Annotated in this window: 26 protein-coding genes and 1 tRNA gene; 20 read left to right on the top strand and 7 right to left on the bottom strand. The window is 62.5% G+C overall.

Annotated features, from left to right (window positions below; all coding sequences use genetic code 11):
* Positions 1–120: 120 nt before the first annotated feature.
* The 10 genes from NL154_RS12750 (at position 121) to NL154_RS12705 (ending at position 9,684) form a co-directional block, all read left to right on the top strand.
* The gene (locus NL154_RS12750) at positions 121–888 is read left to right on the top strand and encodes an alpha/beta fold hydrolase (RefSeq protein WP_210630768.1); all 768 of its coding nucleotides are present in this window, start codon (positions 121–123) and stop codon (positions 886–888) included.
* A 123-nt stretch (positions 889–1,011) separates the two neighbouring features.
* Positions 1,012–1,989, top strand: a complete 978-nt coding sequence (locus tag NL154_RS12745) for an ABC transporter substrate-binding protein (RefSeq protein WP_434732767.1) — start codon at positions 1,012–1,014, stop codon at positions 1,987–1,989.
* Positions 1,990–1,996: 7 nt separating this feature from the next.
* Entirely contained in the window at positions 1,997–3,691 is a 1,695-nt protein-coding gene (locus NL154_RS12740) for an ABC transporter permease (RefSeq protein ID WP_434732766.1), read from the top strand.
* A complete protein-coding gene (locus tag NL154_RS12735; protein WP_210630774.1) occupies positions 3,679–4,698 on the top strand; it encodes an ABC transporter ATP-binding protein in 1,020 nt (339 codons plus the stop codon). Before NL154_RS12740 ends, NL154_RS12735 begins: the two co-directional genes overlap by 13 nt.
* Positions 4,699–4,815: 117 nt before the next feature.
* Positions 4,816–5,925, top strand: coding sequence for an endonuclease/exonuclease/phosphatase family protein (locus NL154_RS12730; RefSeq protein WP_434732765.1), 1,110 nt, complete (start codon positions 4,816–4,818; stop codon positions 5,923–5,925).
* Positions 5,926–5,933: 8 nt separating this feature from the next.
* Positions 5,934–6,704 (top strand): NUDIX hydrolase, encoded by a 771-nt coding sequence (locus NL154_RS12725; protein ID WP_434732764.1) that lies wholly within the window; start codon positions 5,934–5,936, stop codon positions 6,702–6,704.
* 227 nt (positions 6,705–6,931) lie between these two features.
* Entirely contained in the window at positions 6,932–7,843 is a 912-nt protein-coding gene (locus tag NL154_RS12720; protein WP_210630779.1) for a PhzF family phenazine biosynthesis protein, read from the top strand.
* 219 nt (positions 7,844–8,062) lie between these two features.
* A tRNA-Lys gene (locus tag NL154_RS12715) sits at positions 8,063–8,138 on the top strand.
* A 141-nt stretch (positions 8,139–8,279) separates the two neighbouring features.
* Positions 8,280–8,576, top strand: a complete 297-nt coding sequence (locus tag NL154_RS12710) for a hypothetical protein (RefSeq protein WP_210631595.1) — start codon at positions 8,280–8,282, stop codon at positions 8,574–8,576.
* An 805-nt stretch (positions 8,577–9,381) separates the two neighbouring features.
* Entirely contained in the window at positions 9,382–9,684 is a 303-nt protein-coding gene (locus NL154_RS12705; protein WP_210630781.1) for an acid shock protein, read from the top strand.
* A gap of 513 nt (positions 9,685–10,197) precedes the next feature.
* Here the strand turns inward: NL154_RS12705 and NL154_RS12700 are convergent.
* Positions 10,198–10,512, bottom strand: a complete 315-nt coding sequence (locus tag NL154_RS12700) for a hypothetical protein (protein WP_221145435.1) — start codon at positions 10,510–10,512, stop codon at positions 10,198–10,200.
* Between the two features lie 332 nt (positions 10,513–10,844).
* Between NL154_RS12700 and NL154_RS12695 the strand changes: the two genes are divergently transcribed.
* Together NL154_RS12695 and chrA are read left to right on the top strand one after the other, a co-directional pair.
* Positions 10,845–11,660 (top strand): chromate resistance protein ChrB domain-containing protein, encoded by an 816-nt coding sequence (locus tag NL154_RS12695; protein ID WP_210630785.1) that lies wholly within the window; start codon positions 10,845–10,847, stop codon positions 11,658–11,660.
* 1 nt (position 11,661) lies between these two features.
* A complete protein-coding gene (gene chrA, locus NL154_RS12690) occupies positions 11,662–13,083 on the top strand; it encodes a chromate efflux transporter (RefSeq protein ID WP_434732763.1) in 1,422 nt (473 codons plus the stop codon).
* Here the strand turns inward: chrA and NL154_RS12685 are convergent, their stop codons facing one another.
* The 4 genes from NL154_RS12685 to znuA all read right to left on the bottom strand — a co-directional run bounded on the left by NL154_RS12685 (position 13,084) and on the right by znuA (position 17,800).
* Positions 13,084–14,415 carry a hemolysin family protein gene (locus NL154_RS12685; protein ID WP_434732762.1) on the bottom strand — a complete coding sequence of 444 codons (1,332 nt, stop codon included), beginning with the start codon at positions 14,413–14,415 and terminating at the stop codon, positions 13,084–13,086.
* A 93-nt stretch (positions 14,416–14,508) separates the two neighbouring features.
* The gene (locus NL154_RS12680) at positions 14,509–14,892 is read right to left on the bottom strand and encodes a VOC family protein (RefSeq protein ID WP_210630789.1); all 384 of its coding nucleotides are present in this window, start codon (positions 14,890–14,892) and stop codon (positions 14,509–14,511) included.
* Positions 14,893–15,367: 475 nt separating this feature from the next.
* Positions 15,368–16,573 carry a zinc metallochaperone GTPase ZigA gene (gene zigA, locus NL154_RS12675; RefSeq protein ID WP_210630791.1) on the bottom strand — a complete coding sequence of 402 codons (1,206 nt, stop codon included), beginning with the start codon at positions 16,571–16,573 and terminating at the stop codon, positions 15,368–15,370.
* A gap of 144 nt (positions 16,574–16,717) precedes the next feature.
* On the bottom strand, positions 16,718–17,800 hold the full coding sequence (gene znuA / locus NL154_RS12670; protein WP_434732761.1) for a zinc ABC transporter substrate-binding protein ZnuA: 1,083 nt from the start codon (positions 17,798–17,800) through the stop codon (positions 16,718–16,720).
* A 101-nt stretch (positions 17,801–17,901) separates the two neighbouring features.
* Here znuA and NL154_RS12665 point away from each other — a divergent pair, with 101 nt between their 5' ends.
* The 6 genes from NL154_RS12665 to NL154_RS12640 all read left to right on the top strand — a co-directional run bounded on the left by NL154_RS12665 (position 17,902) and on the right by NL154_RS12640 (position 22,902).
* Positions 17,902–18,852 (top strand): ATP-binding cassette domain-containing protein, encoded by a 951-nt coding sequence (locus NL154_RS12665; protein ID WP_210630810.1) that lies wholly within the window; start codon positions 17,902–17,904, stop codon positions 18,850–18,852.
* On the top strand, positions 18,845–19,657 hold the full coding sequence (locus NL154_RS12660; protein WP_210630811.1) for an iron chelate uptake ABC transporter family permease subunit: 813 nt from the start codon (positions 18,845–18,847) through the stop codon (positions 19,655–19,657). Before NL154_RS12665 ends, NL154_RS12660 begins: the two co-directional genes overlap by 8 nt.
* Positions 19,654–20,052 (top strand): Fur family transcriptional regulator, encoded by a 399-nt coding sequence (locus NL154_RS12655; protein ID WP_064803581.1) that lies wholly within the window; start codon positions 19,654–19,656, stop codon positions 20,050–20,052. Before NL154_RS12660 ends, NL154_RS12655 begins: the two co-directional genes overlap by 4 nt.
* Before the next feature lie 143 nt (positions 20,053–20,195).
* Positions 20,196–21,701, top strand: coding sequence for a hypothetical protein (locus NL154_RS12650; protein WP_434732760.1), 1,506 nt, complete (start codon positions 20,196–20,198; stop codon positions 21,699–21,701).
* A gap of 158 nt (positions 21,702–21,859) precedes the next feature.
* Positions 21,860–22,435, top strand: a complete 576-nt coding sequence (locus NL154_RS12645; RefSeq protein ID WP_434732759.1) for a transglutaminase-like cysteine peptidase — start codon at positions 21,860–21,862, stop codon at positions 22,433–22,435.
* Positions 22,436–22,503: 68 nt separating this feature from the next.
* Positions 22,504–22,902: an ester cyclase gene (locus NL154_RS12640; protein WP_221153458.1), complete on the top strand. Its 399-nt coding sequence runs from the start codon at positions 22,504–22,506 to the stop codon at positions 22,900–22,902.
* Positions 22,903–22,922: 20 nt separating this feature from the next.
* Here the strand turns inward: NL154_RS12640 and NL154_RS12635 are convergent, their stop codons facing one another.
* Positions 22,923–23,294, bottom strand: coding sequence for a hypothetical protein (locus NL154_RS12635; protein WP_434732758.1), 372 nt, complete (start codon positions 23,292–23,294; stop codon positions 22,923–22,925).
* 311 nt (positions 23,295–23,605) lie between these two features.
* On the opposite strand from NL154_RS12635, the gene NL154_RS12630 reads away from it, so the two are divergent.
* Positions 23,606–24,007 (top strand): hypothetical protein, encoded by a 402-nt coding sequence (locus tag NL154_RS12630; protein WP_210630817.1) that lies wholly within the window; start codon positions 23,606–23,608, stop codon positions 24,005–24,007.
* 214 nt (positions 24,008–24,221) lie between these two features.
* On the top strand, positions 24,222–24,929 hold the full coding sequence (locus NL154_RS12625) for a methyltransferase family protein (protein WP_210630818.1): 708 nt from the start codon (positions 24,222–24,224) through the stop codon (positions 24,927–24,929).
* A 176-nt stretch (positions 24,930–25,105) separates the two neighbouring features.
* Here NL154_RS12625 and NL154_RS12620 read toward each other — a convergent pair whose 3' ends face one another.
* Entirely contained in the window at positions 25,106–25,636 is a 531-nt protein-coding gene (locus NL154_RS12620; RefSeq protein ID WP_434732757.1) for a gamma carbonic anhydrase family protein, read from the bottom strand.
* Positions 25,637–25,642: the final 6 nt, after the last annotated feature.

The following is a 25,642-nucleotide window of genomic DNA, read 5'->3' as shown; positions in this document are numbered from 1 at the left end:
GTTATTTATATTGCGCACAAATAAATCGTCCACAAATTATATTCCGATTTGGAAACTTGAAGGCACGCGAACGTACCAGTTCGGCTCCTTTGAACTTCAACCGACGAAAGGAAATGACCCATGTTCAAGTTTGCTGCAGTCGTCGCCCTGGCGGGCGCTCTTCTTTCCGGTGCTGCCGTCGCTCAGTCGGCCAAACCTACCGTCGTCCTCGTTCACGGCGCCTTTGCCGATTCATCCAGCTGGAACGGCGTGGTCGAGATCCTGCGCAAGGACGGTTTCCCGGTCGTTGCTGCCGCCAATCCGCTGCGTAGCGTTTCCGGCGACGCCGCCTATGTTTCCGATGTCGTCGGCAGCATTGCCGGCCCCGTCGTCTTGGTCGGCCATTCCTATGGAGGGCAGGTGATCTCGACCGCCGCGAACGGCCATGACAACGTCAAGTCCCTGGTCTATGTCGCGGCCTTCGCGCCGGAGGCAGGGGAATCGGTTGCGGATCTCGCCGGCAAGTTTCCCGGCGGTACGCTGAGCGGAGCGCTGGCGGTTCCGGTGAAGCTCAGTGCAGGCGGCGTCGATCTTTCCATCGATCAGACCAAGTTCCATGACCAGTTCGCCAGCGACGTGCCGGCTGAACAGGCTGCCCTGATGGCGGCGGCCCAGCGGCCGATCACCGAAGCGGCCCTGACCGAAAAATCCGGCGAGCCTGCCTGGAAGAAACTGCCGTCATGGTTTGTCTACGGCACCAGCGACAAGAACATCCCGGCCGCAGCTCTTGGCTTCATGGCCGAGCGGGCAGGGTCCAAGCTGACCGTCGTGGTCGATGGCGCATCCCACGTCGTGATGGTTTCGCAGCCGCAGAAGGTGGCGGAGCTCATCGAAGAGGCCGCGAAGTAACGTCTCTCTGAAGGGTGACGGCAATTCAGCAGCACAGGGCGCAGCGCAGCCGCTGCGTCCTGTCACATACCTGTCAACGACCCCTAATAAGGGAGGGGTGACGCAATCCCGAGGACCCCTCCCATGAAGACGATCGTTTCCGCCGCTGCTCTTCTCGCCGCGAGCCTTTTTGCCATTCCGACCTCGGCCGCAAACCTCGTTCTCTACACCAGCCAGCCGAACGAGGATGCGCAGGCGACGGTCGATGGCTTCATGGTCGCCAATCCCGATATCAAGGTCGACTGGGTGCGCGACGGCACGCCGAAGATCATCGCCAAGCTCCAGGCCGAGATCCAGGCCGGCAACCCGGTCGCCGACCTTCTGCTCATCGCCGACATGGTGACGCTGGAGCGCTTGAAGCAAGACGGCAAGCTGCTCGCCTACAAGTCGCCGGAAGCCGCGCAATACGACGCCAGTCTCTACGACGCCGACGGCTACTATTACTCGACCAAGCTGATCACGACAGGCATCATGTACAACACCTCGGCCGGCATGAAGCCCGCGGGCTGGAAGGACCTGACCAAGCCGGAGGCCAAGGGCCTCGTCACCATGCCGAGCCCGCTCGCCTCGGGTGCGGCGCTCATCCACGCCCAGACACTGGCTGCCGTTCCCGGCCTCGGCTGGGACTTTTACAAGGCGCTTCAGGCAAACGGCGCGATTGCCGCCGGCGGCAACGGCGCCGTGCTGAAGTCGGTCGCCTCGGGCGAAAAGGCTTACGGCATGGTCGTCGATTACCTGCCGATCCGCGAGAAGGCCAAGGGCGCGCCCGTCGAGTTCGTCTTCCCGAGCGAAGGCGTTTCCGCCGTCACCGAGCCGGTCGGCATTCTCGCCAGCACCAAGAATGCGGAGGCGGCGAAGAAATTCGTCGATTACGTGCTCTCGGAAAAGGGCCAGGAAGGCTTCCTCAAGCTCGGCTATATCCCGGCCCGCAACGACATGAAGCTGCCGGAGGGTTTCCCGGCGCGCGACGCCATCAAGGTGCTGCCGATCAAGGCGGCGGAAGCTCTGAAAAATACCGATCAGGATCTGAAGACCTTCTCGGGCATTTACGGTTCGAACTGATCCTTCCATGCATGGTTATGTGAGATCGGGAAACAGCCAGCCCGCCTGGCTGTTTCCCTTTATCGTCGTTGTCGTCCTGATCCTCAGCGTGCTGCCGCTCGCCCGCCTCGCCATGGTCGGCATTGCGGCCTTCGCCAACGGCGGCGTCATCGATGTGCTGAGCGAACCGTCGCTCTGGCAGGCCACCTATTACACCATCGTCACCGCGGTCTTGGGCACGATCGTCTCGCTTCTCATCGGCTGCCTCTTCGCCTTCCTGCTGACGCTGACCGATCTTCCCGGCAAAGGGCCGCTCAGCTTCTTCTTCGTGCTGCCGATGATGATCCCGCCGCAGGTGACGGCGCTTGCCTGGGTGCAGATGTCGGGGCCGTCGAGCCCGTTGTTGAAGGCGCTCTCGCTTGCGCCGCCGCTGGGGTCGCCGCAGCCGCTCTATTCGGTGGGCGGCATCGCGCTGCTCTATGGCGTGCAGCATGCGCCGCTGGTCTATCTGGCGCTCAGGGCCGGGCTGATGACGCTGCCGCGCGACGGTGTCGAGGCCGCGCGGCTTTCCGGCGCCTCGAGCCTCAGGGTGTTCCGCGACATCATCCTGCCGCTGTCGCTGCCCGGCGTCATCGCCGGGGCGGCAATCTCCTTCGTCTCCTGCACCGGCAATTTCGGCATTCCCGCCATTCTCGGCATCCCGGCCTCGATCTATACGCTGCCGACGCTCATCTTCACCAAATTCTCAGCCTTCACCAGCCGCACCTTCGGCGATGTCGCCGTGCTCTCGGGCATCATCGCGATGATCTCGGTCGCAGGGCTGATGGTCCAGGACCGGGCGCTCAGAGGCTGGGACTATCGTGTCATCGGCCTGTCGGGGGCAAGTGCCGCTTTCCAGCTCGGTCCCTGGCGCTTCCTTGCCATGCCGCTTCTCTGGGCGATCCTGTTCTTCATCCTGGCCGCACCCTTCTTCGCGCTCGTCGCCGGCGCGCTGGTGCCGGCCTATGGCGTGCCGCTCACCCACAAGACCATGTCGCTGCATGCCTTTCAGGAGATCCTGTTCCGGCAGGCGGTCACGCGCACGGCCTTTGTCAATTCGCTGTGGCTTGCCGGCGCCACCGCGCTTGGTCTGCTCGTCGTGACGGTGCTTGCGGCTTATGTGCTGACGCGGCGTAGAGACCTGGCGTCGCGTATCGTCGCCAGCCTGATCGAGATACCTTATTCGCTGCCCGGCATCGTCTTGGCGGTCGCCTTCATCCTGGTCTTCGCCGCACCCGTCCCGGTCCTCAACATCTCGCTTTACGGCACGATCTGGATCATCCTGATCGCCTATTTCTCCTCCTTTTTCGCCGTCAGCCTAAAGCCGCTGATCACCGCCTTCCACCAGCTCGATCCAGCGCTGGAAGAGGCCGCACGGCTTTCCGGCGCCGGCTTCGTCCGCCGACTCTTCGATATCATCGTGCCGCTGATTGCGCCCGCCGTCGGCGCCTCGGTCATCCTCGTCTTCCTGATCGCCTGCAACGAGCTGACGATCTCGGCGCTGCTCTGGTCGGCCGGCACCCAGACGCTCGGCGTCGCGATCTACAATCTCGATGACAGCGGCAGTTCCGACCTTGCTTCGGCGCTCTCAGTGCTCGTCGTGCTCATGGTCGTCGTCATGATGCTGCTGCTCGAGCTTCTGACCAAACGCCTTCCGAAAGGGGTGGTCCCATGGCGCAACTGACCCTCAATCAGGTGGCCAAGGATTTCGGCACCGGAAGGGCGGCCGTCAGCGGTTTTTCGCTCGATGTGCGCGAGGGCGGTTTCCTGGCGCTGCTCGGGCCTTCCGGCTGCGGCAAGACGACGGTGCTGCGGATGATCGCCGGTTTCGAGGCGCCTTCCGACGGCTCGATCCACCTCGGGGAGCGGCTGCTTGCCGATGCGGCGCAATCGCTGCCGCCGGAAAAGCGCAATATGGCGATGGTCTTCCAATCCTATGCGCTCTGGCCGCATATGAGCGTGGCCGACAATGTCGGCTATCCCCTCAAGGTGCACGGCATCTCGGGTGAGGCCTACCGGGCGAAAGTACAGGACGCGCTCTCCACCGTCCGGCTCGCCGATTACGCCGGGCGGCGGCCGGCCGATCTCTCCGGCGGCCAGCGCCAGCGCGTGGCGCTCGCCCGCTGCCTGGTGACGTCGCCTGACGTCGTGCTGCTCGATGAGCCGCTCGCCAATCTCGACCGGCACCTGAAGCAGGAGATGGAGGAGACCTTCCGCGAGTTCCACCAGCGCTCGGGCGCGACGATGATTTACGTCACCCACGATCAGAGCGAGGCGATGGCGCTCGCGACCGACGTCGCCGTCATGTCGGAGGGCCGGCTGCTGCAGGTGGCATCGCCGGCCGAAATCTATGCCCGGCCGGACGGCCGCATTGTCGGCGGGCTGATCGGGCGCGGCGCGATCCTGACGCTGCCTGTGATGGGCGGCGAACGCCATCTGGAGTGGGATGAGTTGCAGGATGCGCTGCAGGCGGCCAATATCGATGGCGCCGATATTCTGGTGCGGCCGGAGGATGTGATCATCGGCGGCGAGGGCGCTCCCGCGACCGTCGAATCCGTGCTTTTCGAGGGCGAGCGCTACGCCGTCAAACTGACGCTCGGCAACGGCCAGACGCTGCGCGCCTACAGCCGCGTCGTCGTCGAGGCCGGAGAAGCCGTGCGTGTCGTCATCCGCGCGGGGTGGCGGCTCTGATCGAGATAATCGCATCCGGGGGCGGCAAGAGGGGCGTTTGTCCGCAATTTTCTCGGCCCGCCACCTTTTCCTGCAGCGATTGCCGGATAAGGTACTGCGCGCAACCGGACTCATTCCATGTCGCTTCGCCTCGCCACTTTCAACGTCGAAAACCTGCTCACCCGTTTCGATTTTACGGGTTTTCGCAACCAGCTTCGCCAGGACCGCGTCATCAAGCTTTTCGAGGTGAACAGCGAGGGCGTCTATCAGCAGCTCGAGCAGGCGCGCGTGATCGCCGCCACCGATGATACGAGGCAGATGACGGCGCTGGCGATCGCCGATGCCGACGCCGATATCCTCTGCCTGCAGGAAATCGACAATATGGCCGCTCTTCAGGCGTTCGAATACGGCTATCTCTTCCGCATGGTCGGAAACGGCTATCGGCAGAAATTCCTGGTCGAGGGCAATGACAGCCGCGGAATCGATGTCGCCGTGCTGATGCGCGAGGAAACGCGCGATGGCCAGAAGATCGAACTCAGGGATATCAGAAGTCACGCGATGACGACCTATCGCGATTTCGATCTCTTCGACGAGGAACTGGCGCTTACCAACCGTATCGACGACAAGATCTTCAAGCGCGACTGCCTGGAGCTCGACCTCCTGATCGGCGGCAGGCCTTTCTCGCTCTATGTTGTGCATTTCAAGTCGATGGGCAATCCGCGCGACGGGCTGGACGGGCGGCAATCGACACTGCCGCTCCGTCGCGCCGAGGCGCGCGCCGTGCGTCGCATCATCGAGGACCGCTTCGGCGCCGGCCACACCGCCTCGAAGAGCTTTGCGATCTGCGGCGACATGAACGACTATCAGGAGCGCGTCGCCGTCGTTGGGCGGCGCGGCGCCGGTTATCATTTCGAGCATCAGGCGGAGACCGAAAGCGCGCTCGACGTCTTCAGCCATGACAGTTTTGCGGAAAATGTCGTCCGCCGTCGTCAGCCCCTCGACCGCTGGACGCTTTATCATGCGCGCGGGCCGCAGGAGCAGCACCTCTGCCAGCTCGATTATATCTGGCTTTCGCCCGCACTTGCCGCCCATAATGCCGGCCGCCTGCCCGAGATCATCCGCAGCGGCCAACCCTACCGCACCATCTTCCCGCCGGGGCAGGAGGTGGAGCGTTATCCCCGTAGCGGCTGGGACCGGCCGAAGGCCTCCGACCATTGCCCCGTCATCATGACACTGGATCTCCCCTGAAAGCGAACATGAAAACGAATTTGAGCAGAAATTTTCCGAACGCCGATTTTCCCGATGATTTCGCCGGCTGGCCGCCGGAGAACACGGTCTTCCCCATCGCCGGCGTTGATCTCCGCGTCCTGCCCGGCACTCATCCTTTCGTCGCCGCCGAGGAGACGGCGATCCGCGAGAATTGGGTGAGGGAGATCGCCGCCAACCCGGCGCTCTTCGATGGGCGGCTGATTTTCCAGCAGCGGCTGTCGCTCGGTAAGGAAGGAATTTCGGGTGAGGGCTACGTCACGCCCTTTTCCGCCTTCATGTACTGGCGCCGCCAGCCCCAACGCCAAGGCGGGCTGCACATCTTCGCCTATCCCGTGCTCGAAAGCTCCGACGGCGCGCTGGTTGCGATCCGCATGGGTGCGCACACCGCCAATCCCGGCCAGGTCTATTTCGCCGCCGGCTCGCTGGAACCCGAGGATATCTTCAACGGGCGCTGCGACATCGAAGCCAATATGCGCCGCGAGGTTCTCGAGGAAACCGGCCTCAATCTTTCCGATTCGGTGGCGGGGCAGCAGCTCTTTTCCAGCCACGCCAGGCGTACGGTGACGTTGCTGAGGCTCTTCCGTTTCGACCTGACGGCAGACGAGATGGTCGATCGGATCGAGGCCCACATGCTGGTCGCCGAAGACAAGGAGATCGCGGGTGCGGTGGCGATCCGTTCGGCTGATCGTGACGCGTATCCGTATAACATCGCCATGCTGCCGGTGATTGACTGGTATTTCGGGAAGAGTGGCGCATAGGGCGCGGCAATCGGAGGCCGCCCTCGTCCTTCGAGGCCCCTTTCGGGGGTACCACGCTCGTCAAGCGCTTCCGAGAAAAAATCGATTTTCATTAACGATCCCGCGCAAATTGCAGGCTGCCGACGTCTCGTGCCGGAGACGGGTTGTTCTTACCCGAGTTAGCGCCTTGCACTCGGTCGCATGGTCGGGCAGGTTGGCGGCGCGACGATCGATTCAAGGAGGCCGATGTGGCGCGAAGCTACAGCGTCTATGACGTGTTCACCGATCGAAAGCTTGCGGGCAATCCGCTGGCGGTGGTTTTCGACGGCGACAATCTCAGCGACGAGGCGATGCAGGCGATCACCCGGGAGATCAATCTCTCCGAAACGGTTTTCGTGCAGCCTTCAACCAATCCCGCCTACGCGGCGAAGCTCAGAATCTTCACGCCGGGCCGCGAGCTGCCCTTTGCCGGTCATCCCACAGTCGGCACGGCGGTGGCGCTGGCCGAGCGGGCTCATGGCGCAGCGGCGCTCGATCTCGTCATGGTGCTTGAGGAAAATGTCGGGCCGGTGCGTTGCGCCGTGCGGCTGAGGCAGGGCGAGGCGAGCTTTGCCGAATTTGACCTGCCGCGCAAATCGCAGCAGGCCGTCATGCCGCTCGACAAGCTCGGTATTGCCGATGCGCTGTCGTTGAAGGTCACCGAAATCGGCTTCGAAAACCACGTTCCGTCGGTCTGGAGCGCCGGCGTTCCGTTTCTGCTCATTCCGGTGCACGATGTCGGCACGGCGCAGCGGGTGGAATTCGATCCGCAGCTTTGGGAAAAGATCGTGCCCTTCGTCGATGGCGCGCTGGCCTCGGCCTATGTCTATTGCCGCGGCGGCGTCAACCACGTGGCGAAGTTCCATGCGCGCATGTTCGCCAGCGGCATGGGCATCGTCGAGGATCCGGCCACCGGGGCGGCGGCGGCCGCTCTCTCCGGCGCAATCCGCCATTTTGACCGGCTGACCGACGGGCACCACCCGATCATGATCGAGCAGGGCGTCGAGATGGGCCGTCCGTCCTTCATCCACCTGCATATCGATGTCGAAGGCGGGACGATTTCCAACGCGCGGATCGGCGGCCAGGCGGTGCGACTGGCGAGTGGCACACTCGATCTTTGAGTTTATGAGAGCGCCGCGCTCCGGCAGGCGGGACGCTCTATCACCTTGAATTGGCGCATCATCCCTCGCGGAGATCGTTTCCGATTTTTAGGATTGTGCGCCGCATTTCGGCGCTGCGGAAAAATCTTTGAGATTAACCAAAGAATTTTCGCTGATGCGCTGGACAAGCCTGCCGATCCTGTTTATACGCCCCGTCACACCGCGCAGCCAAGCGCGAACGGGTGATTAGCTCAGTTGGTAGAGCAGCTGACTCTTAATCAGCGGGTCGTAGGTTCGAGCCCTACATCACCCACCAATCTTCTTGAAAAGATCGAGATTTTTAAATTCGGACCGGGCTTCCGGTTTGATGGAAATCGTTCCAGAAACGGAAGATCTGGTTGATACTGGCTGCACCGACACGCTTGCCCTATGTTCTTCTCCGAAGCTGGAGGGTTTCATGAAAAGCGTCGTCTTTGCCGTTGCCTTGTCGCTGTCGTCGCCGGCTCTTGCTGGCGGCGTGATGGAAGTCAAAGCGAGCGCACATAGCTGCGGCGAGATTGCGCAGATCATCCGTCAGAATAAGAAGGTCTTCGTTCGAGTCGGTTTTGGCGGGCGCAGTTTTCGGTATCCGCCGGCGCAATGCAGCCTGGGCGACAAGCGCAGCACGGCGAGTTTCCGCGATGCTGAAGGGCGGCAGTGCGTCCTTGATTATGCCTGCGTCTATGATCCCGCCTCGCTTTACAATTTCCCCTGACAATGCGGCAACTGTCTTAACTCTTTGAGAACCATTGACAAATGGGAGCGAAACTCCTTGAACCCGGAGCCTCAATGCCAGGGAAATGTCATGTCAGAGCAGCCTGGCTTTAGCATCGGGGCCGCCGTAACCGGTTGGCCACCTTCAGAAGTGGATCTGGCTGCCTCTATTTTGCGAGCACATAAAAGCTATGCGCTCGCTACTATCGCAACCTGCTGGCCGACGCCAACTTCTTGAGAGATCAGCTCCTTATCGCCAGCAGTCTGATGTCGAAAAATATCGTGCGCCGCTTGAAGGCTCAGAAAGAGCGTCTTGTACCATGAAGCACCAGAAGGGCATCGACCTTGTCAGGTCTGGCGCCGACGCCGGCTACTCAGTCAACGAAGGCAGCCGACGAGGGGCTTCAGGACTGGGCTCGACCAAACCTGCGAGAAGGGCCACGGCCTATGGCGGGGATCAGCTGACATTGGCCGAGGTCAAGAAAGGGGAGAGCCTCAGCGCGAGGTGCGTGGGCATGCTGTCACGAAGCCCGGATCGACCATTCGGAGCTCGCGCGACGGTTCGGCGCCAGTACGATGATCGGCATGCCGACGCCAAGGCTGCGGTGCGGATCGTGCGGCAATAAGGGTAACAACAGATGGATTGCGGATGGAGGGGCATCGCATCACTAGGCACCACACGTCAGGCGATGGTCGCTTTGAATGAGAGCGGGCGGGAATTCCTGCTCCGACGCGGTGCAGGCAAATTCCCTACTGGCCCTCTGGGCCGAGCGCCCTACTTCAGCCCTCCCATTCAGGAGTTACCCATGAAAAGTGTCGTCGTGGCCGTCGCGTTATCGCTGTCGTCGGCAGCCTTTGCCGCCGAGACGGTGGAAGTCAATGCCAGGGACCACAGCTGCGCGGAACTCCGACGCGTCATTCAGCAGGAAAAGCGGGTCTTCGTGCGCATGGGATTCGGCGGCCGCAGCTTTCGTTATCCGCCGGCGAGGTGCAATCTGGGGGACAAATACGACACTGCGCGAGTGAGAGACGCAGACGGCAAGATCTGCCTCCTCGACCATGAGTGCGTCTACGATCCTCAGTCTTTCTATAACAGAATCCCCAACTAGCCTTTGAATCCCAGCGTCGCTCGACCAATCGAGCCTGCGAAAGCGCCGGCCCGGTCCGGACCGATGGCGGCGATGTCGACACGATGGAGAGCCATTCCGGCGGCAGTTACAAGACCTCCGGTAGCCGAGACCGCTTTTCCAGACCGGCAGAGCCTTAAGGGTCCGACGGCAAGAAATCAATAAAGGCAGGTAGCCGGACTGGTTCGGAGTTGGTGACGAGAACAAGAAAAAAGGCCGGGCGAAACTCGCACCGACCTTCCTCGATCTGTCTCAATGACGGCTGCCAGTACATCCGTGGTCAGCCGTCAGAGACAAATTTAATAATCTCTAAATAAGTGCCGATTGCGGTTATTCAAGGGCCGGCCGCACAAAAGAAGCTCGTGCCCGCGCGTCACTCTGAGATTGCGGTCACCTTAGGATCATACGCATCTTCGATGCATAGATCCTCCTTGGCGTGTCCTGGCCGGACGCGCCAAGGAGGTATCTAGCGCGGCTCCTTTCGACCGGCAGCGGTTACTGCTGAGCAGGAGCGGCCGGCGGGGTAGCCGGTGCGGGTGCCGGAGCAGGCGTTGCGCTGTTATCGGTCGGAGCGATCGGCTTAGCCGGGGCCGGCTCGGACTGGGTCGTGGAGGCTGTCGTATCCGGCGAAGTGCCGGGAGGTGTGCTGCTCCACTGCGAATAGGCGAATGCAGCAACAGCGATCACGGCCAATGCAGCAACCCAAACAACCCACGTATTGCTGCTGCGCGTCGTCGGCGTCGTGCGCAGATCCAGGTTCGGGTTCAGCGGGCGGTTCGGATCGTTGGCATTATTGGGGTCGTACGTCATGGTACTTTCTCCTCTTTCGGTGATGAAGTAATGGATCAGTGGGACTTTTGTTCCATTCTGGGGCCGAAGTGCCTGTGTTGGCGGGATTTTTGAGCCTGGAGCGGCTTCTTGAGCGGAAAGCAAAAGGCAATTGCGGGGATGACGCCTGAGGAGATCGTGCTGTCATACGCACAGCACAGCCGCCGTATAGACGGGCATAACCGCAGCGGAAGCGTCGTTCTTGACAGGACGGGGTGTCTTTGCCAATGCTTTGGATCTGGGGTCGCGATCACCCCACGAGGCGTCATGCTGAAGAATCGCGTCCGGTAAACCCGATCAACGGAGGACGCGTCATGCCGTCATTTCTCGAAATTTCTCCCGACAAGCTCAGCCGCCTCATTGGTACTCCTGGGGCGCCCTGCATCATCGACGTCCGCACGGACGAGGATTTCGGGCTCGATCCGCGCCTGGTGCCGGGCTCGATCCGGCGCGACCACGCCGAGGTTGCGTCCTGGGCTGATAGCATCAATGCCGATGCCGTCGTCGTGGTCTGCCACAGGGGCGCCAAACTCAGCCATGGTGTCGCCGCCTATCTCAGGCATGCCGGGATCGAGGCGGAAAGCCTCGAAGGCGGCTTCGAAGCCTGGGTCGCGGCGGGACCCGTCGTGCCCGAGGCGAAGCTGCCGCGTCGCGACGGGCAGGGACGCACCGTCTGGGTGACACGGGCGCGGCCAAAAATCGACCGCATTGCCTGTCCCTGGCTGATTCGGCGTTTCGTCGATCCGAATGCCGTCTTCCTGTTCGTGCCGGCGCCTGAAGTTGTCGCCGTCGGCGAGCGCTTCGGGGCTGCGCCCTTCGATATCGAGGACGTGTTCTGGAGCCATCGTGGCGAGCTCTGCACCTTCGACGTGATGGTCGAGGAGTTCGGCCTGGCCTCCGAACCGCTCTTGCGCCTTGCGCGGATCGTCAGGGCGGCGGATACGGCCAGGCTCGATCTCGCGCCCGAGGCATCCGGTCTGCTTGCCGCCTCGCTCGGCCTCTCGAGAATGTATTCCGACGATCTGGAGCAGCTCGAGGCCGGAATGCTTCTCTACGATGCCTTCTTCCGCTGGTGCCGCGATGCGACCGAAGAGACCCACAACTGGCCCGCGCCGAAAAAGAGAGTATGAGATGGTCGACATGACGGAGAATGCGCCCGCCGGACAGGCGGGCAAGAAGGACGCGGGCGAGGGGCATCACCACGGCGTTTCGTTTGGGGAGGCGTTCCGGGTGTGGCTGCGCGTCGCCGCCTTGAGCTTCGGCGGCCCGGCCGGCCAGATCGCCGCCATGCACCGCATTATCGTCGACGAGAAGCGATGGATCGGCGAGCATCGCTTTCTGCATGCGCTGAATTATTGCATGCTGCTTCCTGGCCCCGAGGCGCAGCAGCTCGCTGTCTATATCGGCTGGCTGATGCACCGCACATTGGGCGGTCTCGTTGCCGGCGTGCTCTTCGTGCTGCCGGGCTTCCTGTCGATCCTCGGCCTCAGCTACATCTACGCGGCCTATGGCAGCGTCGGCATCGTCGCCGGCCTGTTCTTCGGCCTGAAAGCGGCCGTCCTTGCCGTCGTCGTGCAGGCCGTCATCCGCATCGGCAGCCGGGCGCTGAGGAACCGCGTCATGCTTGCCGTGGCGGCCGCGGCCTTCGTCGCCATCTTCTTCCTCCACGTGCCGTTCCCGCTGATTGTGTTGGCCGCCGGAATCATCGGTTTCTTCGGCGGCAGGCTCGGTCTCGACGCCTTCAAGGCGGGCGGCGGCCATAAGGCCGCAAGCGGCGCGATGCTGTCGGATGCGGAATCGGCGCTAGGTGAGGGTATTCCGGCGCATGCGCGCGCCAACCTCGCCTGGTCGATGCGCATATCAGCTATACTGCTCGCCCTCTGGCTGGTGCCGGTCGCCACCCTTTACGCGTTCTTCGGCCCAGGTGACGTCTTCAGCCAGATCGGCCTGTTCTTCAGCAAGATGGCGGTCGTCACCTTCGGCGGCGCCTATGCCGCGCTCGCCTATGTCGCGCAGGAGGCCGTGCAGCATTTCGGCTGGCTGAAGCCGGGCGAGATGCTGGACGGTCTCGGCATGGCCGAGACGACGCCGGGGCCGCTGATCATGGTGCTCCAGTTCGTCGGCTTCATGGCCGCCTTTCGCAATCCCGGCTCGCTCGATCCGATGCTTGCCGCCACCCTTGCTGCGATCCTGACGACATGGGTAACCTTCGTGCCCTGTTTCCTCTGGATCTTTCTTGGTGCGCCCTTTATCGAAAAGTTGCGCGGCAATGTCGCGCTTGCCGGGGCAATGTCGGCGATCACGGCGGCGGTGGTCGGCGTCATTCTCAACCTCGCCATCTGGTTCGGCCTGCATACGCTGTTTGCCGAAGTCGCGCAGGTCAGTTTCGGAAACCTGCGGCTCGATATTCCACAGCTGCAATCTGCCGTACCGGCGGCGATCGCGCTCTCTGTCGCCGCCGCCATCGCACTTTTCCGCTTCAAGACCTCGGTTATCACGACGCTCTTCGGCTGTGCGATCGCTGGCATGCTCTGGACGCTGGCGATAAACTGATCAGGCCTCTGTTCCCTCGGCGGGAACGCGGGTTGCGAGCATCTTGTCGATGCGCATGCCGTCCATGTCGAGCACCTCAAAGCGCCAGTCTTCGAAGAGGAAGGTTTCGCCGGCTTCCGGGATATGCTGGAGCTGATGCAGCGCGAAGCCCGCCAGCGTATGAAAATCGGCGTCGGGGCGATCCTTGAGGCCCAGCCGTTCGAAGGCGTCGAAGGCCGGCATCATCGCGTCAATCAGCAGCGAACCGTCTTCCCGCACGACAATGTCGGGCTCCTCGTCGGCGCCCGGCAGATCGCCGGCGATGGCTTCGAGCAGGTCGGTCTGGGTGACGATGCCTTCGAGACTGCCATATTCGTCGACGACGATGGCGAGGCGAACGGGCGACGCCTTGAAGCTGTCGATGACGCGCACGACCTTGCTACCCTCGTGCAGCACCAGGGGCTGCTTGATCACCTCCAGCGGCCTGACCTTGCCGCCGTCGAGGACCTGATCGAGAAGATCCTTCTTCAACACCATGCCGATCGGTTCGTCGATCGAGCCGCGGGCGACCAGCAACTGCTCATGGCTGCACTCTCGGATCGTCTTCAGAATCTCCGCCTCGCTGTCGTCGGCATCAAACCATTCGATGTCGAGACGCGGGGTCATGATGTCGGAGATCGGCCGGTCGCCGATGTTGAATACCCGCTCGACGAGTTGCTGCTGCACCTGGTTCAGAAGACCGGCCTCCTGGCTCTCGGCGACCAGCAACTTTAACTCCTGCGGGGAGTGGAACGAGGATTCTCCGGTTCCGGCGCGAAGGCCGACCGCCCGCAGCACAAGGTTGCCCATACTGTTCAAGGTGAAGATCGCCGGCTTGAACAATAGCAGGAAGAGGCCGAGTGGACGCACGACGGCAAGCGAGGTCGCCTCGCTGCGCTGCAGCGCCAGGCTTTTCGGCGCAAGTTCGCCGAGCACGATGTGCAGCGCCGTGATGATGACGAAAGCGATGACGATGGAGACGGTATGGGCGCCGGTTGTCGCCCACGGTTCAGGCAGCCAGGAGAGCAGCGGTTCGATCAGATGGGCGAGCGCCGGCTCGCCTACCCAGCCCAGAGCCAGCGACGAGATGGTGATGCCGAGCTGGGTTGCGGCGAGATTAGCATCGAGATTGTCGATGGCGCGCTGGAGAGCGGAGGCGTTCATGCGACCGGCCGCGACAAGCTCGGTAACACGGCTGCGCCTCATCGAAACCAGTGCGAATTCTGCGGCGACGAAGAAGCCATTGGCAGCGACGAGAAAGAACACGGCTAGTATCCCGACAAAGTCGAAGAGCCCGCCCGCGGATTCGGACATATTTTGCTTACCCCTGAATTGATGCGAGTCCGAAACTACACGCTCGCACAGAGCTGGCAAGGCGCGGCCGCCATTCTTGCGATGCCGCGGCGCTTATCGCTTTGGCGCTTCGAAGAGCTCGACAGGGTTTCCGGCCGGGTCTTCCAGCAGGATCTGCTTGCCGCCGATGCCCTGGACTATGTCGTTGCGAAAATGCGCGCCCGCCTGGCGCAGTTTAGTGACTTCGGCTTCGAGGTCGGCGACTTCGATCTGGATGCGGTTCCATCCACCGGGCTCCGGCCATCGTCCGTCCGGCATCGCCTGGGAGGCTCCGCCCGGTCCGGTTGTGCCGCTGACGAGCAGACGAAAACCGTCCCTCGTCAGAATGGCGAAGCTCGGGGCCGGGTGAAGCGCGACCGAAAAGCCGAGATGCCGCGTGTAGAATTCCAACGCGGCGTCGACGTCGTCAACGATATAACGCATGCTGATGCCGGGCATGATTTCCTCCATCATCTTTAAGGCGAGCGATCCCGGACGACGGATCCAATTGCCCCAGGTGCTCGATCGAAGGTGCGGAGCAGCGCTCCGTTATTTGAATCTGCGCCCAATTCCGCACAAAATCGAATCCGATCTTCGGGACTATGCGTCGATCGCGTCGTGTCGGGAAGAACGGCAGTTCACTGGAGTGTGTAAAATTAAACTAAAACGCCGATTGGGAATGGATGAGGGCGGTGAAGGGATAAGCACAGTCGCTCTCCCCGCCTTCCTCATTCCTGTGCTCGTCACAGGGATGAGGGTGGGTGAGGTGACGCCTGCCCTAAACCTTCCGGCGCACAGCGGCGATGATGCCAAGCAGTCTCTTCGGCATCAACCTTCACATCGCCCTCATGCGTCGACGGATGCAGCCCCTCGACCGGCGGCAACGGATCGCATTCCTCGCAGACGCAGCGATATCGTTTGATCGCTGTCGCCTTCATGCCGCCTGCCGGCTCCAGCTGGCGAAGGGGTCGGGCAGGTTGCGCCAGCGTTCAGGTGTGAAGGCATCACTTTCCACCAGACAGGCGTCGAGTTCGCTGCTGATCCACGCGTCGTCCATCGGGTCGGCGCCGATGAAGACGATTTCCTGGCGACGGTCGCCCCATACGGGGTCGAGATAGGGGCCGATGGCGCTGAGGAAACCGGGCGCGTCGGGCCATTGTTCGCGCGGCACGGAAGCCCACCACAGGCCCATCTTGCCGGTGCGCACGATCGCGCCGGCCTGACTGATCTCGCCGACATGGTGCGGTCGGGTCGCCAGCCAGAAGAAGCCCTTGGCGCGCACCACGCCCGGCCATGTCCGATCGAAAAAAGCCTGCAATCTTGCCGGATGGAAGGGCCGCTTCTCGCGATATACGAAGGAGCGAATGCCGTATTCCTCGGTCTCCGGCACGTGATCCCTGAAGCCGTGCAGTTCCTTGTACCAGAGCGGATGGGTCTCGGCCCTCTCGATGTCGAAACGGCCGGTGCCAAGCACCTCCGCGAGCGGCACCTTGCCGAAATCCGCCTCGATCAGCTTCGCATCCGGATTGAGGCCGATGATGATCTTGCGTGCGGCGTCGCGCTGCTCGTCGCTTGCCGTGCCGATCTTGTTCAGCACCACGACATCGGCGAATTCGATCTGCTCGACCAGCAGGTCGACGATCATCCTGTTGTCGCCGTCGCCTGCGGTTTCGCCGCGGTCGGCGAGGAGATCGGCCGAGGCATAGTCGGCCAGCAGATTGGCGGCATCGACGACGGTCACCATCGTATCAAGCCTTGCGACATCGGACAGGCTTTCACCGTTCTCGTCGCTGAATTCGAAGGTGGTGGCGACGGGCAGGGGTTCGGCGATGCCTGTGGATTCGATCAGCAGGTAATCAAAGCGGCCCTGATCTGCGAGCTGACGCACCTCCTTCAGCAGGTCGTCGCGCAGAGTGCAGCAGATGCAGCCGTTGGTCATCTCGACCAGCTGTTCCTCCGTGCGAGAGAGATTGGCGCCGCCATCGCGCACCAGTGCGGCGTCGATGTTCACCTCGCTCATGTCGTTGACGATCACGGCGACGCGCAGGCCCTCGCGATTGGCGAGCACATGGTTGAGCAGGGTCGTCTTGCCGGCGCCGAGAAAGCCGGAGAGCACCGTGACCGGAAGTCTGTTGTCCATGGGAACCTCATCGGATCGATATTTGATGTTATATCATTACATATGTGGCGACGAAAAAAGGCGGAACGGGGTCATCCGCCTCTTTCCGCCTCAGCTCTCCCCGGGAGGCCTTTTATCAAGGCGCTCCCGCGCGTCGCATGAATGTCATGCGCTGGAGAGGCAGGCCTTCATGCTGTCGGCAATGCCGCGCATGAGAGTGAAGTAGAGATCGGGGCCGGCCTTGAGGGTCGCTGCTTCCGGATCGAGCACACCTGATTTGGCGCTCGTGCCTTCGATGACGACCTTGACGAGGCGCGGCTCGAATTGCGGTTCGGCAAAGACGCAGGTTGCGCCGAGTTCGCCGACCTTGCGGTGGATTTCCGACACGCGCTCGGCGCCGGGAATGGTTTCCGGGCTGACGGTGATCGAGCCGGCGACGCGGATGCCGTAACGGTTCTCGAAATATTGGTAGGCGTCGTGGAAGACGACGAAAGGCTTGTCCTTGACGGGGGCGACGGTGGCGGCGATCTCCTTGTCCAGCGCCGTCAGCTTATCGTCAAGCGCCTTGGCATTGGCCTGATAGGTCAGTGCATTGGCGGGGTCGGCGGCGACCAGTGTCGTGGTGATGACAGTCGCCATCGCCTTGGCATTCATCGGGTCGAGCCAGAGATGCGTGTCGAAGGCGCCGTGGCCGTGCTCATGCTCTTCATGATCATCGTGATGCGCGTGGCCACTGTCATGTCCGGGCTCAGCCGCATGATCGTGGCCATGGTCATCTTCGGCGGCATCCGCATGCTCGGGGGCGCTTTCCTGGTCCCCGTCGTCATGCGGCTCGAAGGCGCCGCCTTCGCGGAAGGGCAGCTTGGCCAGTCCTGGAGCGTTGTCGAGTTCGACGACACTGGCGTTCGAGCCCAGCGTCTCGAGCGGCTTTTCCAGGAAAGCCTCCAGGTTCGGGCCGACCCAGAAGACGACCTTCGCCTCCTGCAAGGTCCGCGCGTTCGAGGGCTTCATGCTGTAGGTGTGCGGGGAGGCGGCGCCATCGACGATCAATTCCGGCTCGCGCACGCCCTGCATGATCGCCGCAACCAGTGAGTGGATCGGCTTGATCGAGGTGACGACGACGGGCGCATCGGCAGCCCGCATCGTCCCGGCAAAGAGCAGGGCGGGGATCGCAAGGACCGGGATGGCGAGGGCAGCCGAAATTCTGAGGGCCAGGGTTTTCAGGGCAGGCCCCAAGGCGCGTTTCATCATATGCTCCGCTTGAATTACAAATGTTATGTTATTACATCAATTGCGTTATGCTATAACGTGTGCAATAGCAGGATGCAACAGCGCTTTCGGAAAATTTGATGCTCTCTCCCGCAAATACCAAGGGCGAACGGCTGGTTTCGCTCGAAAATGTCGGCGTGTTGCGCGGCGGCCGCTGGCTGGTGCGCGGCGTGGAATTTTCCGTTTCGCGCGGCGAAATCGTCACGCTGATCGGGCCGAACGGCTCGGGCAAATCGACGAGCGCCAAGGCGGCAATCGGTGTGCTGAAGCCGGACGAGGGCAGGGTGGAGCGCCTCTCCGGCCTCAAGGTAGGCTATGTCCCGCAGAAGCTTTCGATCGACTGGACGCTGCCGCTGACGGTGCGCCGACTGATGACGCTGACCGGGCCGCTGCCAGAGCGCGACATACAGGCCGCACTCGAAGCCGCCGGCATTGCCCACATGATTGGCGCCGAGGTGCAGCACCTTTCCGGCGGTGAGTTCCAGCGGGCGCTGATGGCCCGGGCGATTGCCCGCAAGCCTGACCTGCTGGTGCTCGACGAGCCGGTGCAGGGGGTGGATTTCTCCGGCGAGATCGCGCTCTACGACCTCATCAAATCGATCCGCAACGCCAGCGGCTGCGGCGTCCTGCTGATCTCGCACGATCTCCATGTCGTCATGGCCGAGACCGATACGGTGATCTGCCTCAACGGCCATGTCTGCTGCCGCGGCACGCCCGAGGCCGTCAGCCGCAGCCCGGAATATGTGCGCCTGTTCGGCAGCCGGGCGGCTCAGACGCTCGCCGTCTACAGCCATCATCACGACCACACACACCTGCCGGATGGTCGCGTGCTGCATGCGGACGGTTCAGTGACCGACCATTGCCATCCCGAAGATGGACATCACGCGCATGAGCACGCTCACGATTCCCGTGAGCATGCACATGGCCAAGATCATGGGCATGCGCATGCCCACGCTCATGGCGATCATCATGGGCACGATCATGCTCATGAACATGCCCATTCCCGCAGCGGGGAGGGCCGCCATGCTTGACGATTTCTTCGTGCGCGCCATCCTTGCCGGCGTCGGGCTGGCGCTGACGACCGGGCCGCTCGGCTGCTTCATCATCTGGCGGCGCATGGCCTATTTCGGCGATACGATCGCCCATTCGGCGCTGCTCGGCGTCGCGCTTTCGCTGCTCTTCGAATTCAACCTGACGCTAGCCGTCTTCGCTGTCGCCGCGCTCGTCTCGGTGCTGCTGCTCTTCCTGCAGAAGCGCCAGGCGCTGTCGGCCGATGCGCTGCTCGGCATCCTCTCGCATGCGACGCTGGCGATCGGCCTCGTCATGGTCGCCTTCATGAGCTGGGTCAGGATCGATCTCATCGCCTTCCTGTTCGGCGATATCCTCGCCGTGTCCACCACCGATATTGCGCTGATCTGGGGCGGCGGGCTGTTCGTGCTGGCGGCGATCGCCTGGCTCTGGCGGCCGCTGCTCGCGGCCACCGTCAATGCCGAGCTTGCCGAGGCCGAGGGGCTGAGACCCGAGCGGGCGCGGCTGTTCTTCATGCTGTTGATGGCCGTCGTCATCGCGATTGCCATGAAGATCGTCGGCATCATGCTGATCACCTCGCTGCTGATCATTCCGGCGGCGGCGGCGCGGCGCTTCTCGGTCACGCCGGAGATCATGGCTGTGCTGGCCTCGCTGATCGGAGCGGCCGCCGTCGTTGGCGGGCTGTTCGGCTCGCTGACCTACGACACGCCGTCCGGTCCTTCGATCGTGGTTGCGGCGCTGATCCTCTTCATTCTCAGCCTGCTTCCCGTCAGGCGCCGCGCGCTCGCGCAAGGACAAGGCTCATGACAACACCGCAACTCACCAAGAACCAGTCGCTGGTCTTCGAGGTGCTTGAGAAGGCCGAGGGGCCGCTCAGCGCCTATACCATCCTCGACAAGCTGCGCGACCATGGTTTTCGCGCGCCGCTGCAGGTCTACCGGGCGCTGGAGAAGCTGCTCGAATATGGTGTCGTGCACCGGCTCGAAAGCATCAATTCCTTCGTCGCCTGCGCCCATCCGGGCGACAATTGCCACAGCCACGGCATCGTCGCCTTTGCCATCTGCGAAAGCTGTGGCCAGGTGATGGAATTCCACGATCACGAGGTCGACCACCGGCTGATGAGCTGGGTGCGCGGGCAGAAGTTCAAGCCCGAGAAGACCACGATCGAGATTCGCGGATTGTGCGAGGCCTGCGCGGCGTAAGACGGGGAGCCGTCCCGTTGCAAACAACAGGGCGCTCAAAAGGATAAGGCCGGCAAACCGGCCCTCCACATGCTGACAACCTTTTTCCGTCCGAGTCAGCCTCGCGCTGGCTTCGAGGATCTGCTTGGTGCGACCGCACGGAGATGCTCGCGACAAGCGCGAGCCTCAGGAAAGAGGGGTTCGCCCGCTCTGCCGGCCAGCGGAGTGGCGCGGGCAAACCGCCTCAATCGTTCCGATCAGTTTTTGCCGGAACCGCCCTTGCCGGCACCATCATTGCCGCTGCTGCCCGCGCCGTCGTTGCCGCCCTTGCCGGCGCCGTCATTGCCGCTGCTGCCCGCGCCGTCGTTGCCGCCCTTGCCGGCGCCGTCATTGCCGCTGCTGCCCGCGCCGTCGTTGCCGCCCTTGCCGGCGCCGTCATTGCCGCTGCTGCCCGCGCCGTCGTTGCCGCCCTTGCCGGCGCCGTCATTGCCGCTGCTGCCCGCGCCGTCGTTGCCGCCCTTGCCGGCACCATCATTGCCGCTGCTGCCCGCGCCGTCGTTGCCGCCCTTGCCGGCACCGTCATTGCCGCTGCTGCCCGCGCCGTCGTTGCCGCCCTTGCCGGCACCTCCATTGCCGCTGCTGCCCGTGTCGTCGTTGCCGCCCTTGCCGTGGCCGTGATCTTCCCCGTCCTTGCTGCCGCCGTGATGGTCTTTTCCACCCTTACCGGGTTCGTCCTTGGCGTGGTCGTGATCCTTCCCGCCTTTGCCGCGGCCGTGATCATCGTGGTCCTTGCCGCCCTTGTCGCCTTTGTCGCCCTTGTCGCCCTTGCCGCCCTTGTCGCCTTTGCCGCCCTTGTCGCCTTTGCCGCCCTTGTCGCCTTTGCCGCCCTTGTCGCCTTTGCCGCCCTTGTCGCCCTTGTCGCCCTTGCCGCCCTTGTCGCCTTTGTCGCCCTTGTCGCCCTTGTCGCCCTTGTCGCCTTTGCCGCCCTTGTCGCCCTTATCGCCCTGGTCGCCGCTGCCGCCCTGGTCACCGCTGCCGCCCTGATCACCGCTACCGCCCTGATCACCGCTACCGCCCTGATCGCCGCCACCGCCCTGATCGCCGCTGCCGCCCTGATCGCCGCCACCGCCCTGCTCGCCGCTGCCGCCCTGATCGCCGCTGCCGCCCTGGTCGCCGCTGCCGCCCTGGTCGCCGCTGCCGCCCTGATCACCGGTACCGCCCTGATCACCGCTACCGCCCTGATCGCCGGTACCGCCCTGATCTCCGCTACCGCCATGGTCGCCGCTGCCGCCCTGATCGCCGCTGCCGCCCTGGTCGCCGCTGCCGCCTTGATCGCCGCTGCCGCCATTCTGGCCGACGTCTTTACTGTCCCCGCCATTGCCACCGTTGCCATTGATGGCGTGCGAGCTGGTGCTGGAAGTCTTCTTGCCACCGGCGTCATGGCTGCTGCGATCCTTATCGTTCGGACCGAATTTGCTGTCGGTCTGTATTGCCCGCGTGGGCATGCACAGCCTGTATTCGAGGGTGCCGCGGACTGCGGCCTTGCAGTTAACGACTGTGGGGGCTGCCGTCGCCAAGCTGCTGCTTGCCAGAAGGGACGCCACAGCGAGGCTGAATTTTGCTGCTCTGCTGATCATTTCACTCGTCTCCCAAGGTTAATTAACCGTTAATGGGGAGAAGACTTATACTAACAAGGGATTAACATGAAGAATAAACAATGGTTAATCTGTTTCTATCGCCAAATAGAGTTAAATTCGCAAGTATAAAATTTTAATAAATTTTTATACTGGTCGTGATATTCTCCCGTTACGAACAGAAGGAATCGGCCATGAAGCGTCTCCTTTCTCTTGCGATATTTTTGGTAATTGTTCCGCATTTTCAGGCAGTTGCGGGATCATCGCTGCCCGTGAAGCGAAGCATCGGCGCACCGGTGGGATTCGCTGCGGCCTGCGCCAAGTACAAGTGGCTGTGCGGCAGGACGGTGGCGCAACAGTTGGACGAGCAGGCGGGAATAGCGCTTCTTCAAAAGGTCAATCGTGCCGTAAACGGACGTATCGTTTCGGCGGAAGATCGCTCGTCATCCGGAAATGGGGATGTCTGGTCACTGCCAGCTGCCGGCCGTGGCGACTGCGAGGACTATGCGCTGCAGAAGATGAAGGACTTGATCGAGGCGGGTTTTCCATCGAACAGGCTGGCGCTTTCCGTGGTGATCGGACCGCATGATCAGAACCACGTCGTTCTGATTGCCCGCACGGCCGGCGGCGATTATGTGCTCGACAATCTGACCAGCACCGTGAAGCCCTGGCGCACGACGGGTTACACGTTTTTGGCCACCCAGGATTTCCAGTCGCGCACAGGCTGGCGCGTGACGCTTGCCGGTCCCCGCGCCGGCGAGTTCTCCTGAGCTGAAAGCCGCGAGTCGGCGCGTTCGCCGCCGCTGCCGAATGCTTCAGCCGAGCAAGGAATTCGTTCGTGACCAAAGCCGAACTTGCCGATCTTTACCGAGGCTACATCGCCTGCCTGAACCGCCAGGACTGGCCCGATCTCGGCCAGTTCGTCGACGAGGATGCGGTCCATAATGGCCGGCGGCTTGGACTTGCGGGCTATGTCGCCATGCTGGTGCGGGATTTCGATCTGATTCCCGATCTTTCTTTCAATGTGCGAATGCTTCTTATCGATCCGCCTTACGTTGCCTGCCGTCTGGGCTTCGACTGTTCGCCGAAAGGAAAATTTCTCGGGCTGGATGTGAACGGCAGGCACCTTTCCTTTACCGAAAACGTGATCTACGAATTTCGCGGCAGAAAAATCATCGAGGTCTGGTCGGTCATCGACAAGGCGGCGATCGAGGCTCAGCTTGTGGACGGGCTGTGACACGGCGGAGCGGGACTTCGTCAGAGGATGGCGACGCGCTCGCCGAAAGGCGTATCGTCGTCGAAATTGCGGGTGCCGATCCGCTCGCTTTCACCAGACAGGAGCGGCTGTTCCGCGTCTTCGCCGGCATCTTCCCCTTCGCCCGATCGCGCATGCCCATGCTGCTTTCGTGGATGCTCCTCGTGGTCGACAAGCAGATCCGCATGCGGAACAAGAGTGCCCGCACCATTCGTCTCCGCGGCTCCCTTGGATGCGTGCTGATCGGCCGTGATCTGCGACTGGCGGGCGGCAACCCAGGCATTGTCGGGTTCCGAGCCGATCGAGGTGCTGATGCCGAGCTTGGTGGGCTCGGACGCGGCCGTGGAGGAGATGCGGTTGACGGCTTCGACCATGGGGCACTCCTGCTGGTGTGAACCGGCGGACCAGTTGAGCCGTCATCCGACGGCTGATTGGCCGATCCAGGTTTCATATATTGGGCCTCAACGGGAAAACGCAAGGCGGCTTGGCTGCCCGCTGGAAAAGGCGGAATCGGGTGCAAAGGCAGGAAATTCGACGATGGATTGCATGGCCAGCAAGCTGCCTGGCGCGTGCAAGATGTAAGAATCAGAAACACTTTGTGACTAAGCTACTACAAAAGCTGCACTTTTCGACTTGCGAGGCAAGTAGAGATGACGGATATTGCTCTCATGTTGAGGACGCTCTCATGATCCGAATGATAGAAGACCCTGCCGAACTGGCTGGCGAAGACATCACTGGCAAATATATTCTCCGGAAGCTGAATTATCATTGGTTCGCCTACGGCAAGGCGGCCATCGTGACCGCCTGTAAAGGCACGATCCTCCATCTCGATCGGGAGGAAACGGTGTATTCCGAGCGCTGGGGCCGTCGTGCCTACACGGGGACCGGTAAGCGTTATCCCGGCGGCATCTGTCCAATTTCGGCGGTTGCCTGTGTTTGCGATACCCCTGATGACGTCAATGCCGTCATTCAGCTGGATGTGGAAGCACAGGACGAATTCTATCAGCTGATCGCCAAGACGGAAGCCAAGGTTCGGGCGCTTGCCGCTTCGTCGGGCGAGAACCAGTTCTTGGAAGCGGCCGAATAGGCGTTTTTCAGCAATATCCAATCCTGCCGCAACGGCAGTCTCCGGCCACGCAACTGCGGAAACAATGACGCCTGTTATCGGGGCGGTTTCATTTGCCGTCTCGCCACGGGTTGTTGCGCGCGTTTCACTTCCTAAATCAGGCGTAGGACAGTCAGACTTTTGCGGCCGCTGCCGACAGCAGAAGGCGCTTGCCCGGTGGAACGGAAAAACGGTCATGACGCAGGAACACAGCCGGCCGCGTCGCTCGTTTGCGGCGGCGCCGTCGCTCGGATCGCTCGCGATAACCGTTGCAGTGATGATTGTCGCACTGTTCTGGCCCGCCGGCACGTTCGCCTGGCCGCGCGGCTGGATCTTTCTCGGCCTCTTCGTGGCGCTGACAGCAATCGCGCTCGTCTGGATCTGGCGGACGAATCCGGAGTTGTTTGCGGCGCGTAGCCGATATCAGAAGGGAACCAAGCGCTGGGACGCCGTGGTCGCGACGCTGACGATCATTCTCTTTGCCGCCATTCTTCCGGTCGGCGCGTTCGATGACGGCCGTTTCCACTGGGCGCCGCAACCCTGGTGGGTCGTTGTCCTCGGCTATCTCGTGATGAGCGCGGGCTATCTCGGCCTCACCTGGGCACAATCGGTCAACCGGCATTTCGAGCCGACGGTGCGCATCCAGACCGACCGCGACCACAAGGTGATCGACAGCGGCCCCTACGCCGTCATCCGCCACCCCGGCTATGCAACCGCCATTTTGCTCGCCGCCGGGACAGCGCTGTCACTCGCGTCGATCTATGCGTTGATCCCCGTGGGGCTGCTCGTCGTCGTGCTCTTTGGCCGGACGCTCGGAGAGGAGGCGGAGTTGCGCAAGGGGCTTGAAGGATATGCGGAGTATATGGAACGGGTGCGCTGGCGGTGGATTCCCGGTGTTTGGTGAGCGGTTTCAAGCCTGTGACCGGTCCTCGTCCTTCGAGGCTCCGGCCCTTTCGCCTGCGCATCCGAGGATGAGGGTTGATCAGTATGCCGTGTGGCCGGGCCTGCGCGAAGTCCGAGGTTGCCAGCCAGCCGCTAGGCTTGCTTTCCGATGAGGGCCGCGAGGGCTGCCACCGGCAATCACGCAATCAACCTGAGATCCCGCCCGAACCGCTGCCAATTCGCCACATAATTTTCCGCCGAGCGGCGAATACCCGCGACAGCCGCCTCGTCAAGCACCCGCACCACACGGGCGGGTGCGCCGACGATTAACGAGTTGTCAGGGAATTCCTTGCCCTCCGTCACCAGCGCATTGGCACCGACGAGGCAGCTGTTGCCGATCTTGGCGCCGTTGAGAATGGTCGCACCCATGCCGATCAGCACGTTGTCGCCGAGCGTGCAGCCGTGGAGGATGGCGTGGTGGCCGATGGTGCAGCCCTTGCCTGTCGTCAGCGGAAAGCCCATGTCGGTATGGGCCATCACCCCTTCCTGGATATTGGTGCCGGCGCCGATGGTGATTTTCTCATTATCGCCGCGCAGCACCGATCCGAACCAGATACCGACATTCTCGCCGAGTTCGATATCGCCGATCACATGCGCATCCGGCGCGATCCAGTGGAGGCCGGCGGGCGGCAGTTTCGGCATCAGGCCGCCGAGGGCGTAGACGGGCATGGGTCT

This window comes from Rhizobium sp. YTUHZ044, assembly GCF_051123975.1.
GTDB lineage: Bacteria > Pseudomonadota > Alphaproteobacteria > Rhizobiales > Rhizobiaceae > Rhizobium.
Note: the sequence above shows the minus strand (reverse complement) of the source record. Positions and strands in the feature narration are given on the sequence as shown.